11 protein-coding genes and 1 pseudogene are annotated in these 12,112 nt (G+C 74.2%); 7 read left to right on the top strand and 5 right to left on the bottom strand.

All coding sequences use genetic code 11. The annotated features are described in order from the left end of the window. The first annotated feature begins 52 nt into the window (after positions 1 to 52). From GA0070213_RS00725 to GA0070213_RS00720, 3 genes are all read left to right on the top strand, one after another. Positions 53 to 943 (top strand): SGNH/GDSL hydrolase family protein, encoded by an 891-nt coding sequence (locus GA0070213_RS00725; RefSeq protein WP_091055531.1) that lies wholly within the window; start codon positions 53 to 55, stop codon positions 941 to 943. A gap of 182 nt (positions 944 to 1,125) precedes the next feature. After that, on the top strand, positions 1,126 to 1,278 hold the full coding sequence (locus GA0070213_RS31360) for a hypothetical protein (RefSeq protein ID WP_175441161.1): 153 nt from the start codon (positions 1,126 to 1,128) through the stop codon (positions 1,276 to 1,278). Next, positions 1,278 to 2,243 (top strand): golvesin C-terminal-like domain-containing protein, encoded by a 966-nt coding sequence (locus tag GA0070213_RS00720; protein ID WP_091055529.1) that lies wholly within the window; start codon positions 1,278 to 1,280, stop codon positions 2,241 to 2,243. The genes GA0070213_RS31360 and GA0070213_RS00720 overlap by 1 nt, the downstream gene beginning before the upstream one ends. 223 nt (positions 2,244 to 2,466) lie before the next feature. Here GA0070213_RS00720 and GA0070213_RS31985 read toward each other — a convergent pair whose 3' ends face one another. After that, complete coding sequence (locus GA0070213_RS31985; RefSeq protein WP_245716230.1) at positions 2,467 to 3,012, bottom strand: GNAT family N-acetyltransferase; 546 nt, start codon at positions 3,010 to 3,012, stop codon at positions 2,467 to 2,469. Between the two features lie 39 nt (positions 3,013 to 3,051). Then, a pseudogene (locus tag GA0070213_RS00715) lies at positions 3,052 to 5,199 on the bottom strand (penicillin acylase family protein); the annotation flags it as partial. A 96-nt stretch (positions 5,200 to 5,295) separates the two neighbouring features. On the opposite strand from GA0070213_RS00715, the gene GA0070213_RS00710 reads away from it, so the two are divergent. From GA0070213_RS00710 to GA0070213_RS00695, 4 genes are read left to right on the top strand one after another with little or no spacing between them, the layout of a single operon-like run. Next, positions 5,296 to 6,795, top strand: a complete 1,500-nt coding sequence (locus GA0070213_RS00710; RefSeq protein ID WP_091055524.1) for a pyridoxal phosphate-dependent decarboxylase family protein — start codon at positions 5,296 to 5,298, stop codon at positions 6,793 to 6,795. A gap of 8 nt (positions 6,796 to 6,803) precedes the next feature. Then, entirely contained in the window at positions 6,804 to 8,060 is a 1,257-nt protein-coding gene (locus GA0070213_RS00705; RefSeq protein ID WP_091055521.1) for a lysine N(6)-hydroxylase/L-ornithine N(5)-oxygenase family protein, read from the top strand. Further along, positions 8,057 to 8,626 (top strand): GNAT family N-acetyltransferase, encoded by a 570-nt coding sequence (locus GA0070213_RS00700; RefSeq protein ID WP_091055519.1) that lies wholly within the window; start codon positions 8,057 to 8,059, stop codon positions 8,624 to 8,626. The genes GA0070213_RS00705 and GA0070213_RS00700 overlap by 4 nt, the downstream gene beginning before the upstream one ends. After that, positions 8,623 to 10,395 carry an IucA/IucC family protein gene (locus GA0070213_RS00695; protein ID WP_091055517.1) on the top strand — a complete coding sequence of 591 codons (1,773 nt, stop codon included), beginning with the start codon at positions 8,623 to 8,625 and terminating at the stop codon, positions 10,393 to 10,395. The genes GA0070213_RS00700 and GA0070213_RS00695 overlap by 4 nt, the downstream gene beginning before the upstream one ends. 13 nt (positions 10,396 to 10,408) lie before the next feature. Here GA0070213_RS00695 and GA0070213_RS00690 read toward each other — a convergent pair whose 3' ends face one another. From GA0070213_RS00690 to GA0070213_RS32445, 3 genes are read right to left on the bottom strand one after another with little or no spacing between them, the layout of a single operon-like run. Further along, complete coding sequence (locus GA0070213_RS00690; protein WP_175441160.1) at positions 10,409 to 10,690, bottom strand: PqqD family protein; 282 nt, start codon at positions 10,688 to 10,690, stop codon at positions 10,409 to 10,411. Continuing rightward, positions 10,687 to 11,817: an asparagine synthase-related protein gene (locus GA0070213_RS31000; protein ID WP_175441159.1), complete on the bottom strand. Its 1,131-nt coding sequence runs from the start codon at positions 11,815 to 11,817 to the stop codon at positions 10,687 to 10,689. Before GA0070213_RS31000 ends, GA0070213_RS00690 begins: the two co-directional genes overlap by 4 nt. Then, positions 11,810 to 11,932 carry a hypothetical protein gene (locus tag GA0070213_RS32445; RefSeq protein ID WP_281182208.1) on the bottom strand — a complete coding sequence of 41 codons (123 nt, stop codon included), beginning with the start codon at positions 11,930 to 11,932 and terminating at the stop codon, positions 11,810 to 11,812. Before GA0070213_RS32445 ends, GA0070213_RS31000 begins: the two co-directional genes overlap by 8 nt. Positions 11,933 to 12,112 lie beyond the last annotated feature (180 nt).

Raw genomic sequence — 12,112 nt, 5'->3', positions numbered from 1 at the left:
CGGACAGACTTCCGGAACCACCACCCCCATGATCCCGCTCCGGGAGGACGCAATGAACCGTCCCCGCCTGTCGTCGACGCGCACGGCCGCACGCCTGGCCGCACTCGCCGTCGCCACCGCCGGCGTGCTGCTCGCCGTCGCCGCACCCGCCAACGCCGCCGTGCCGTCCGGGCGCTACGTGGCGCTCGGTGACTCGTACACCGCCGGCCCGCTCATCCCGACCCAGACCGACCTGAACTGCCTGCGCTCCAACCGCAACTACCCGTCAGTGGTCGCGACGGCCGCCGGCTCGTCGTCGTTCGCGGACGTGAGCTGCTCCGGGGCCACCACCGACGACATCCTGTACGGCGGCGACGGGCAGCTCGGCATCACCGTGCCGCCGCAGGTCAACGCCGTCACGTCGAGCACGGCGCTGGTCACGGTGCAGATCGGCGGCAACGACATCGGGTTCTCCGGGATCATCAGCGACTGCGCGCAGGCGAGCGTCAGCAGCCCGCTCGGCTCGCCGTGCAAGGACCGGTTCACCGCCGGCGGCACCGACCAGTTGCGGGCCCGGATCGCCGCCACCGCGCCGAAGGTGACGTCGGTGCTGCGCGCGGTCAAGCAGGCCGCGCCGGGCGCCCGGGTCGTGGTGCTCGGCTACCCGGCGATCCTGCCCGACAGCGGCTACGGCTGCTGGCCGGTGGTGCCGATCGCCTACCAGGACGTGCCCTACCTGCGTGGCGTCGAGAAGGCGCTGAACGCGATGCTGGCCGACACGGCGGCGGCGAACGGCGCGAGCTACGCCGACGTCTACACCCCGTCGATCGGCCGCGACGCGTGCAAGGGCAGTGGCACCCGCTGGGTCGAGGGGTTGGTGCCGCAGAACGCGGCCGCGCCGTTCCACCCGAACGCCCGGGGCGAGCAGGGCATGGCCGACGCCCTGCGGGCGCACCTGAGCTGACAGCGCTCCGCCCGAGCCGGTCCCGCCACGCGGCGGGGCCGGCTCGCGGCCGCTTGGCAAAAGCTTTCAGCCCGAACCATGGCGGTGAAGGGTATCGACATCAGGGCCCGCTCCGGGATAGCGTGCCGGCACTCACATCCGTCGATCGGTTGGTCGCCGAGCGCCGTCGCCGAAGGAGCGCCATGCCCACGTCCCGATCCGTCCGTCTGCGACGTCGAGGCCTGCTCGGCCTCCCGGCCCTGGTGGCCGCCGCGCTCGCCGTGGCCGTCCGGCCCACCCCGGCCGCCGCCGCGCCGAAGGTCGAATGCCTGGCCGACCTGCTCCAGGAGAAGTGATGGCCACCATCGGCTGGCTGGTGGACGTGCTGCGCGCCGCCGGGGTTCAGGTCGTGGTCGAGGGCGACTGGCTCAACCGCGCCCGCCCCGGCTCCTTCGACCCGATCGGCGTGCTGTGGCACCACACCGCCGCCACCTCCAGCGCGAGCAACCCGCACCCGGCGCTCAACATCTGCATCAACGGCCGCCCCGACCTGGCCGGCCCGCTCTGCCAGGCGCTCGTCGACTACCACGGCGTGTTCCACGTGATCTCGGCCGGCCGGTGCAACCACGCCGGCGTCAGCGGCGGCAGCGGCCCGATCCCGGCCGGGGACGGCAACACCCTGATGATCGGCTGGGAGATCGACTACAACGGCGTCGACCAGCGGATGACCACCGCGCAGTACGACGCCGCCGTGGCCGCCACCGCGGCCGTGCTCACCCGACTCGGCAGGGACGCCAGCTACGCCCGCGGGCACCGGGAGACCAGCACCACCGGCAAGATCGACCCGTCCTTCATCGACCTGAACGCGATGCGGGCCGACGTCGCGGCGAAGATGTCCGGCGGGGGCGGCGGCTGGTCCTCGATCGTGGACAACTCGACAGCGGGTCGCTTCACCGCCAGCGGCAACTGGGGCGTGTCGACGTACTCCGGCCAGCGCTACGGCGCCGACTACCGCTACGCCGACCCGGTCGCGGCCAGCGACGCCGCCTGGTACCGGTTCAACGTCCCGCGCACCGGCAACTACCGGGTCGAGGCGTGGTGGCCGGCGAACGCGGGCTACAACGCCGCCACGCCCTACGTCGTCGCCACCACCATCGGCAACCGGACCGTCTACGTGGACCAGCGGGCCACCGGCGGCCAGTGGCGCACCCTGGGCACGTTCACGCTGGCCGCCGGCGACGCCGACCGGGTGGCGGTCAGCCGGTGGAGTTCCGCCGCCGGCCTGGTCGTCGCCGACGCCGTCCGGCTCACCGAGGTCTGACCGATCAGCGCGCGGCCGGGGGCCCAGCACCCGGCCGCGCGGCGTCAGCTCGCCGGCGCCGGATCCCGGTGTGGGCCCGGCACCACCGCCCACCCCGCCCCACCGACGGCGACGAGCCGGGTTGATCGACACCGGCTCGGCGACGTGGCGGGGTCGGACAGGCGGTGATGCCGCCACCTCGCCGAACGGGAGTGGATCAAGTTACCCGCTGGACCAGCGTGGGTCATGCTGACTCGAAGCGCTCCCGCGTCAGGAAGGCCAACTGCGCCCGCTTCTCCGGCAGGTCGATCTCGTCGGCGAACGTGAAACCCTCCGTCCGCAGCCGACGCAGCGCGGCGTCGTTGCGGACGTCCGGCTCGGCCACCACCCGCCGCGCCGCCGGATCCCGCAGCAGGAACCGGATCAACGCCGGCACCACCGCCGAGGCGAGGCCGCGCGCAAAGCGCCGGGGCGGATTGAGCAGCAGGTGCATCCCCACGTCGCCGGGCTGCACCGGGTAGCGCTCCCCCACCGGGTCCGCCTCCGGCCGGTAGGTCTGGAACAGGCCGACCGCCTCGCCGTCGAGCCGGATCAGGTACGCGTGGTGGGTGTCCAGCCCGTCGAGGAAGGCGTAGACCTCGCGGACGTCGTCACGGGTGTGCGCGCCCATCCCCCAGAACCGGTTGCGGGGCAGCGTCACCCAGCCGTGCAGCAGCTCGGCGTGCCGGTCCGGGCGCACCGGCTCCAGCGCCAGCTCGCCGAGGTCGGGGTTCCGTTCCAGGTGGATCACGAGGTCGTCCTTCGGTAGGGGCCCGGCGGGCACCGGGATCAGCGTCCCGGCGGCCCAGTGGGCGAGTTGGTCGGTGAAGTGCGGGTCGTCGGGTCGCCCGGACGCCCCGAACGGGACGATCCAGCGGCTGGCGGCCCGGTCGGTCAGGTCCCACACGTAACGGGCGACCGGGCCGCGCCAGCAGGCGTCGGAGACGCCGGGGACGCTGGAGGTGGCCAGCACGCAGTCGGTGTCACCGGCGAGCGGCACCGCTCGCACCGCGTCCGCGGTCGCGGCGACCACGCCCAGGTGCACCGGGTGCAGCAGATGACGCCGGCCCCACGGCTCCGGCGCCCGCCCGGCGGCCACCTCCGCCAACGCCTCGGCGGCGAGCGACGCCACGTCGACACCGAAGGCCCCGAGCGACGCCACGTCGACACCGAAGGCCCCGAGCGACGCGTCGCCGGACCCGGCAGGCCGGGGCGACGCCGGACCGACCCCGGATGGCGCAACCACCGGCGACGCAGGCCGGGCGGGCCCGTCGACCAGGTGGTCCAGGGCCAGGCCGATCCGGGTCGCCGGATCGGTCCAGGGGGCGAACAGCTCGTCGTACCCGGACGGCTCGTGCAGCGCGCGCAGCGACGGGTGCGCGCAGAGCCGGCGGGCGAGCGCCGCACGCCAGGCCGCGTGGACGCCGGCGTCGGCCGAGTCGGCCGCCATCGCGCCGTCCCAGGCCAGCAGCCGGGCGTGCAGGGTACGCGCCGCCACGGTGAGGCGGGCCGGGTCGAGCCGGGCGAGCAGCCGGCGCACCGGTGTCGCCGGGAGGCGGGCGTCGGTGTGCACGCCGGCCGCCTCGACGCCGTCGGTGAGCAGGGCGCGGATCCGCCGGGCGCGGTGCGGCGGCGCGAAGTCGACCCCGTGCGCGGCGACGTCCGGGCGCCGGTCGTTGGCGCAGACCGCGACGCCGTCGGCCGCTGACGTCCGGCCGGCGCGACCGCCGCCGTCCCCCGCGACGGTCTCGTCCACCATCGGCAGGTGGTCGCCGGTCCAGTGGTGTCGCGCCTCCCAGGCGGGTACCGGCTCGCGGCGGCACCGCTCGTCGCGTACCGGAACGAGGCCGGCGACCAGGCGGCGGACCGCGCCGCCGGTGTCGGCGGCGAGCACGCTGTTGACCGGCTCGACCCAGGCGCGCAGCGCGTCCGCGACGTCGCCGGCGCGCCGGGCACGCAGCAGCGGGAGCAGCGCCTCGAAGCCGAGGCGGGCCTCGACCCGGCTCGGTGTGCGGAGGCTGAGCGCCTCGCCGGTGACCCGGTCGTGGTCGATCACCGGGCCGCGCGGCGTCTCGATGATCTCGACACGTTCGGCCGAGCCGCCGCGCACCGAGATCTCCTCGACGTGCCGGGTGACCGGCGCCCAGCCGGACGGGCCGCGGGCCAGCAGCCGGTCGCCGTCGCGGCGGAGCTGTTCGCGGTAGAGGTCCTGGTAGTCGGCCATCGCGTTGGTGACGGCCCAGGCCACGTGGCCGGTGTGAGCGAAGTGCGGCAGCCCGGGTACGCCGGGGAAGGCCAGCCCGACCACGTCGAACTCCGGGCAGGCCAGCCGGATCTGCTGGTAGACGCCGGGCAGTTCGAGCAGCCGGTGCGGGTCGCCGGCGAGCACCGGGCCCCGTCCGGTCGCCGGGTCGGCGGGTAACGCCCAGGCGTTGCTGCCGGCGGACGCCGGTCCCTCCACCGCGAACAGGCCGACCGCGTCCGGGCCGAGCGTGCGGGTGACGTGCGCGTGCCAGAGCTTGTTCGGGAACGTCGAGAAGAGCACGTGCTGCACCAGGAACACGCCGAGCGGTGTCCACGGGTGCCAGGGCTCCGGCGCGGTGCCGGTGGCGGCGTACTCGGGCGCGGCGGCGGCGCCCTCGGCGAGGCCGGCGTTGACGCCGTCGACGTACGCCTCGACCCACCGGCGGGTGTCCGGGTCGAGCCGTTCGTGGCAGCGCCGGGCGGTGTCGTCCAGTCGGGCCCGCCGGGCGAACCGGTCCCAGGCCAGCTCGGCGGGCCCGACGTGCGCGGCGAGCCGGCCCTCGGACCGCCACCGCTCGACGCCGAGCTGCCAGGCCCGGTCGTACGCGGCGACCCGGCCCTGAAGCCGGGCCAGCGCGTCGACGTCGGCGGCCCACAACTGCGGTACGCCCCAGCGGTCGCGCGTGACACGCATCCCGACCCCCTGCTTGAAAGTTAGGTGAGCCTAACCTAATCTTACGCCGCGCGGCGGTCGCCGCGCCCCCTGTCCGCACGACCACCGGGACGTCGCATGAGTTCGATCGGCAGCGCGGCACGCGCCCACCTGTTCCACGACGGCACCGTCGAGCGCTACCGGGACGTGCTGGCGCGCGGCGTCGACCGGGTCGCCCGCCGGGTCGCCGCGGTGGACCGGCCGGGCACCGGCGCCCCGCCGGAGGCGCTCGCCCCGCTGGTCGGCGCGGTCGACCTGGACCGGCCGCTGGGCGACACCGACGCCGCCCTCGACGAGCTGCACGACGTGTGGCTGCGCGACGCGGTGTGGTTCCACCACCGGCGCTACCTGGCCCACCTGAACTGCCCGGTGGTGATCCCGGCGCTGCTCGGCGAGGCGGTGCTCAGCGCGGTCAACTCCTCGCTGGACACCTGGGACCAGAGCGCCGGTGCCACGCTGATGGAACGCCGGCTGATCGACTGGACGGCGGAGCGGATCGGGCTGGGCGGCGCCGCGGACGGCGTGTTCACCAGCGGCGGCACCCAGTCCAACCTGCAGGCCATGCTGCTGGCCCGGGAGGAGGCCCACCGGCGGGTGGTGGGCGGCGCTCCGGTCCGGCCGGCGCGGCCGGAGGTGCTGGCCCGGCTGCGGATCGTCACCTCGGCCGCCGGCCACTTCAGCGTGCAGAAGGCGGCCACACTGCTCGGCCTGGCCGCCGACGCGGTGCTCACCGTGCCCACCGACGCGAGCCGCCGGATGCGCACCGACGAGCTGGCCCGCACCATCGACCGCTGCCGCCGCGACGGGCAGGTGGTGATGGCGGTCGTCGCCACCGCCGGCACCACCGACTTCGGCACCATCGACCCGCTGCCGGAGGTCGCCGACATCTGCACCGCCGCCGGGATCTGGCTGCACGTCGACGCCGCGTACGGCTGCGGGTTGCTGGTCTCCCCCACCCGCCGGCACCTGCTCGACGGCATCGAGCGGGCGGCCTCGGTGACCGTCGACTACCACAAGTCGTTCTTCCAACCGGTCAGCTCCAGCGCGCTGCTGGTGCGCGACGGCCGGACGCTGCGCCACGCCACCTGGCACGCCGACTACCTCAACCCGGCCCGCGCGGCCGAGCAGGGCATCCCCAACCAGGTCGACAAGAGCATCCAGACCACCCGCCGCTTCGACGCCTGCAAGCTCTGGCTGACCTTGCGGATCATGGGCCCGGACGCGGTCGGCGCGCTCTTCGACCAGGTCGTCGACCTTGCCACCGAGGTCTGGCGGCGCGTCGACGCCGATCCCCGCTTCGAGGTGGCGGCCCCTGCCCAGTTGAGCACCGTGGTCTTCCGATACGCGAACGCCGACCCGAACCTGGCCGACGAGGCCAACCTGCACGCCCGCGAGGCCCTCGCCGCCTCCGGCGCGGCGCTCGTGGCCGGCACCAGGGTCGACGGCGCGCACTGGCTGAAGCTCACCCTGCTCAACCCGGAGACCACAGTGGACGACGTCACCGCCGTGCTCGACCTGATCGCCGGCCACGCCGCCTGGTACGCCCGGACCGCCGCCACGCCGGCCCCGGTCGGGTGAGGAGCGACATGCCCGACTTCATCGCCATCGGCCTCGGCCCGTACAACCTCGGCCTGGCCTGCCTCACCGCACCGATCGACGACCTCGACGGGCTGTTCCTGGAGGCCCGCGACGGCTTCGACTGGCATCCCGGGATGCTGCTCGAATCCGCCCGGTTGCAGACGCCGTTCCTCGCCGACCTGGTGACGCTCGCGGACCCCACCTCGCCGTACTCGTTCCTCAACTATCTGAAGGAGACCGGCCGGCTCTACCCGTTCTACATCCGGGAGAGCTTCTTCCCGCTGCGCGCCGAGTACGACGCCTACTGCCGGTGGGCCGCCGGCAAGCTGCCGAACCTGCGCTTCCGGCACACCGTCACCCGGGTCGAGCACGACGGCGAGCACTACGTGGCGCACGCCGACACGCCCGACGGTCCGGTCACCCACCGGGCCCGGCGCCTGGTGCTGGGCACCGGCACCCCGCCGTACCTGCCGCCGGCCTGCGCCGGGCTGGGCGGCGACCTGATCCACAACTCGCGCTACCGGGAACACCGGGACGCGCTGCGGGCCAAGCGCAGCATCACCGTCGTCGGCAGCGGCCAGAGCGCCGCCGAGATCTACCACGACCTGCTGGGCGACATCGACAGGTACGACTACCAGCTCACCTGGGTCACCCGCTCGCCGCGGTTCTTCCCGCTGGAATACACCAAGCTCACGCTGGAGATGACCTCACCGGACTACGTGGACTACTTCCACGCCCTGCCGGAGGCGACCCGCTACCGGCTGGAGGCGGACCAGAAGCCGCTGTTCAAGGGCATCGACGCCGACCTGATCAACGACATCTACGACACGCTCTACGCGAAGAGCCTGCACGGACCGACGCGGACCCGGCTGCTGACCAACACCGAGCTGGTCGACGCCGACCACGTCGACGGCCGTTACCGGCTCGGGCTGCGCCACACCGAGCAGGGCCGCTCGTGCACGCTGGACACCGAGGGCCTGGTGCTGGCCACCGGCTACCGGCACCGGGTGCCGGAGTTCCTCGCGCCGGTGCGCGACCGGCTCCGCTGGGACGCGCACGGCCGCCTCGACGTGGCCCGCAACTACAGCGTCGACCACACCGGCCGGGGCGTGTTCCTGCAGAACGGCGGCACCCACACGCACAGCATCACCTCCCCCGACCTGGGCATGGGCGCGTACCGCAACTCGTGGATCATCCGGGAGCTGACCGGCCGGGAGCACTACCCGATCGAGCGGCGCATCGCGTTCCAGGAGTTCGGGGTATGAGCACGTTCTCCCGTCTGGACGCGCGGCTCGGCGCGTTCACGCTGCGACCACTCGACGCCGACGCGGACGCCCCGCTGCTGCACCGCTGGGTCACCCACCCGAAGGCGGCGTTCTGGCTGATGCAGGGCACCGACGCGGCCGGCGTCGCCGAGGAGTACCGGCGGATCGCCGCCCACCCGCACCACGACGCGTACCTCGGCTCGTGGCGCGGCCGACCGGCGTTCCTGGCCGAACGGTACGACCCGGCCCGGGTGGAGTTGGTCGGGTTGTACGACCCGGAGCCCGGCGACGTCGGCATGCACTTCCTCTGCGCGCCCACCGACACACCCGTGCACGGCTTCACCCGGGCGGTGATCACCACGGTGCTGGCCTGGCTCTTCGCCGACCCGGCGACCCGGCGGGTGGTGGCGGAGCCGGACGTGCGCAACACCGCCGTGCACACGCTCAACGCCGCCGTCGGCTTCACCGTCGTCGGCGAGATCCGCAAGCCGGAGAAGACCGCGCTGCTCAGCGTCTGCACCCGCGAGCGGTTCCACGCGGCCACCGAAGGAGACCTGCGGGCATGATCGACCACCTGAACCCCGAGGCCTGGGCGACCGCCAACCGGCTGCTGGTCCGCAAGGCGCTGGCCGAGTTCGCCCACGAACGCCTGATCACGCCGGAGCCGGCCGGCGACGGGTGGTGGCTGGTGCGCGGCGGCGCGGTGGACTACCGCTTCGCGGCGCAGCGGCTCGCGCTGGACCACTGGCAGATCGACGCCGCCAGCATCACCCGGCACCGCGACGGCGAGGAACTGCCGCCCGACGCGGTCGACCTCTGCCTGGAGCTGCGCGACGCGCTCGGCCTCACCGACGCGGTCCTGCCGGTCTACCTGGAGGAGATCACCTCCACCCTGGCGAGCGCCGCGTACAAGCTGGGCAAGCCGGCGGTCACCGCCGCCGAGCTGGCCGCCGCCGACTTCCAGGCGATCGAGACCGGGATGACCGAGGGACACCCGTGCTTCGTGGCCAACAACGGCCGGCTCGGCTTCGGCGCGCAGGACTACCACCGGTACGCCCCGGAGACCGCCGCCGGAGTCCGGCTGCTCTGGTTGGCCGCGCACCGCGACCACACCACGTTCACCAGCGCCGCCGGCCTGGACCACGACACGCTGATGCGGGCCGAGCTGGGCGAGCAGACTCTGGCGGGTTTCGCCGCCACGCTCACCGGGCTCGGCCTCGATCCGACCGACTACCTGCTCATCCCGGTGCACCCGTGGCAGTGGTGGAACCGGCTCGCCGTCACGTTCGCCGGCGAGGTGGCCCGACGCCGGCTCGTCTGCCTCGGCGAAGGGCCGGACGACCATCTCGCCCAGCAGTCCGTCCGGACCTTCTTCAACGTCAGCGACCCGGCCCGGCACTACGTGAAGACCGCGCTGTCGGTGCTGAACATGGGCTTCCTGCGCGGCCTGTCCGCCGCGTACATGGAGGCGACACCGGCGATCAACGACTGGCTCGCCGAGCTGATCGGCGGCGACCCGGTGTTCGCCCGCACCGGGCTGACCATCCTGCGGGAGCGGGCCGCGATCGGTTACCGGCACCGGCAGTACGAGGCGGCGACCGCCCCGGGGTCGCCGTACCGGAAGATGCTGGCCGCCCTCTGGCGGGAGAGCCCGGTGCCCGGCCTGGCGCCCGGCCGGCGGCTGGCCACCATGGCCGCGCTGGTGCACGTCGACCGGGACGGCCGGACGCTGGCCGGAGCGCTGATCGCGGAGTCGGGGCTGGCGCCGGCGCGCTGGCTGCGCCGCTACCTGGACGCCTACCTGGTGCCGCTGCTGCACAGCCTGTACGCCCACGACCTGGCGTTCATGCCGCACGGCGAGAACGTCATCCTGGTGCTCGACGGCGGCGCGGTGGAGCGGGTGATCTTCAAGGACATCGCCGAGGAGATCGTGGTGATGGACCCGGACGCGGACCTGCCGGCGCCGGTGCGCCGGGTGCGGGCGGCGATTCCCGAGGACGAGAAGGTCCTGGCCATCTTCACCGACGTGTTCGACTGCTTCCTACGGCACCTGAGCGCCGCCCTGCACACGGCCGGCGTGCTCGACCAGGACGACTTCTGGCGCACCGTCGCCGAGTGCGTCACCGGGTACGCCGCTTCGGTGCCGCAGCTGGCCGACCGGATCCGCCGGTACGACCTGTTCGCACCGGAGTTCCCGCTGTCCTGCCTCAACCGGCTCCAGTTGCGCGACAACCGGCAGATGGTGGATCTGGCCGACCCGTCCGCCGCGTTGCAGTTCGCCGGCACGCTGACCAACCCGCTGGCCCCCTTCGTACCGGCCGCCCGGCACCCGTGAGGCGTCGGGCGGATCACACGTGTTCGATCAGGTCGGCCGCCTCCAGGTCGGCCAGGAAGGAGCGCACGTCGGCCACCGCCCGCTCCCGTTCCACGGTGGCGCGGCGGGTCAGCACGTCGCTCAACTGGGCGGCGGTGGCGCCCGCCACCAGGTACGGCCAGAGCACCGTGGCCCAGCGGTCCAGCGCGAAGTAGACGGACCGGCCGAGGTCGAGCAGCACCGTCTCGTCCCCGCTCGTCCGCCAGGCGACCCGGTCACCCGGAATCCGGTACACGACGGACGGGTCGCTGGTCACCGCGGCGCCTCCAGGTCGGGTAGTCCGGGCGCGACCGAGAGTCCGGCCAGCCACACCTGCTGCACCAGCGCCGCCGTGCCCGCGTTGATCGGCCAGGCCGACCATTCCCGGCGCAGCGCCGCCACGTCGACCAGCGACCCGTCGACGCCGCTGCCGTCCCAACCGCGCACCAACTCCCGGGTGGCTTCCCGAAAGAACACCTCGTCGAGGGCCGCCCTGGTCCGGCGCGCGGCGATCACCGGCGGCAGCGCGGCGTCGGCGATCGCGTCGAGCAGTTCCGGTCGCGAGGGTGACCGCGTCCGGCCGTGGTGCGTGGCCAGGGCGGCGGCGAAGCCGTCGCTCATCAGCGGCGACACGGCCAGCACGTCGTGGTCGGCGGCGACCGCGGCGAGGCTCAGCGCGGCCATGGTCAGGTCGCGCCGGCGCAGGTGCCAGGCGACCCGTCCCGCGAGCCGGTGCGGCTCGGCGCGCTGCTCGGCGCGGTACGTGCGCCACGCCTGCCGCCGAGCCTCCGGGCGCAGCCAGGGGAACAGGTCGGGCGCCGCGCGCCGCGAGCCGGCACTTAACCGGCCCAGCCGGGTCCGGAGCGAGCCGGGACGGCGCCGCCATCCGGCCAGGACCTGCTCTCCGCCCAAGCCGGTGAGCAGCGCGCCGCTACGGGCCAGCTCCACGATCGGCAGGTGCAGGTGCCGGTCCGCCGGGTACAGCTGTCCGTAGCGGGTCAACAACCGGCGGGCGACCGGACCGACCAGGTCCAGGTCGTCGCCGGCCTGGAGGATCTGCCACTGCCGACCCAGGTCCAGCTCGGCGATGATCTTCGCCTGCCAGGGCGTCTCGTATGCGCGGGGCGCCTCCGTGAAGCGCCAGGTGACCGGCACCGGGTCGGGGAGTCCCTCCCGCCGTGCCACCCGGGCGGCGACCGCCAGCACCAGCGACGAGTCCAGCCCGCCGGAGAAGCTGACCAGGCAGGGTGGTCGGCGCAGCGCCGGCAACACCGCCCGTTCCAGCGCGGCCAGTGGCGTCGGCACCGGACCGAGCCGGGCCGGCACGGTTCTCGGTGGATCCAGGCCCAGGGCGATGCCGTACGCCACGTCACGGTCGGTGGGGCGTGGGATGAGGTCAGTCACGGGTGAGCACCCCTCTGCGCCGGGAGGACCAGAGCGCGCGGTTGACGATCCGGGCGGACAGCGGGAGCAGGACGGCGCCCGCCGCACGGCCGTGCGCGGCTTCCGCACTCCCCATCCCGCACCTCCTCGGCCTGCGGCCTGTCGATCCGGACGCGGTCGCGCCGGGCACGGGACCGGCCGACCGGGGTCGGCATCGTCGCCTGACTCCGATCGGCCGGCCGTATCTGCCGGGCCAAGGGACAGTGGCGCGGACAGGGCAGACGTTAGGGCCGCGGAACGGCACCGTCCCGGACGG

Origin of the sequence: Micromonospora humi, assembly GCF_900090105.1 — a bacterium.
GTDB classification, from domain to species: domain Bacteria; phylum Actinomycetota; class Actinomycetes; order Mycobacteriales; family Micromonosporaceae; genus Micromonospora; species Micromonospora humi.
This window is presented reverse-complemented; position numbering and strand designations above follow the sequence as displayed.

Excerpts from the sequence above, each read along its gene's own strand:
- GA0070213_RS00705 (WP_091055521.1), top strand. The coding sequence starts at position 6,804 with ATGCCCGACTTCATCGCCATCGGCCTCGGCCCGTACAACCTCGGCCTG.
- GA0070213_RS00700 (WP_091055519.1), top strand. The coding sequence starts at position 8,057 with ATGAGCACGTTCTCCCGTCTGGACGCGCGGCTCGGCGCGTTCACGCTG.
- GA0070213_RS00720 (WP_091055529.1), top strand. The coding sequence starts at position 1,278 with ATGGCCACCATCGGCTGGCTGGTGGACGTGCTGCGCGCCGCCGGGGTT.
- GA0070213_RS00710 (WP_091055524.1), top strand. The coding sequence starts at position 5,296 with ATGAGTTCGATCGGCAGCGCGGCACGCGCCCACCTGTTCCACGACGGC.
- GA0070213_RS00725 (WP_091055531.1), top strand. The coding sequence starts at position 53 with ATGAACCGTCCCCGCCTGTCGTCGACGCGCACGGCCGCACGCCTGGCC.
- GA0070213_RS32445 (WP_281182208.1), bottom strand. The coding sequence starts at position 11,932 with ATGGGGAGTGCGGAAGCCGCGCACGGCCGTGCGGCGGGCGCCGTCCTG.
- GA0070213_RS00695 (WP_091055517.1), top strand. The coding sequence starts at position 8,623 with ATGATCGACCACCTGAACCCCGAGGCCTGGGCGACCGCCAACCGGCTG.
- GA0070213_RS31360 (WP_175441161.1), top strand. The coding sequence starts at position 1,126 with ATGCCCACGTCCCGATCCGTCCGTCTGCGACGTCGAGGCCTGCTCGGC.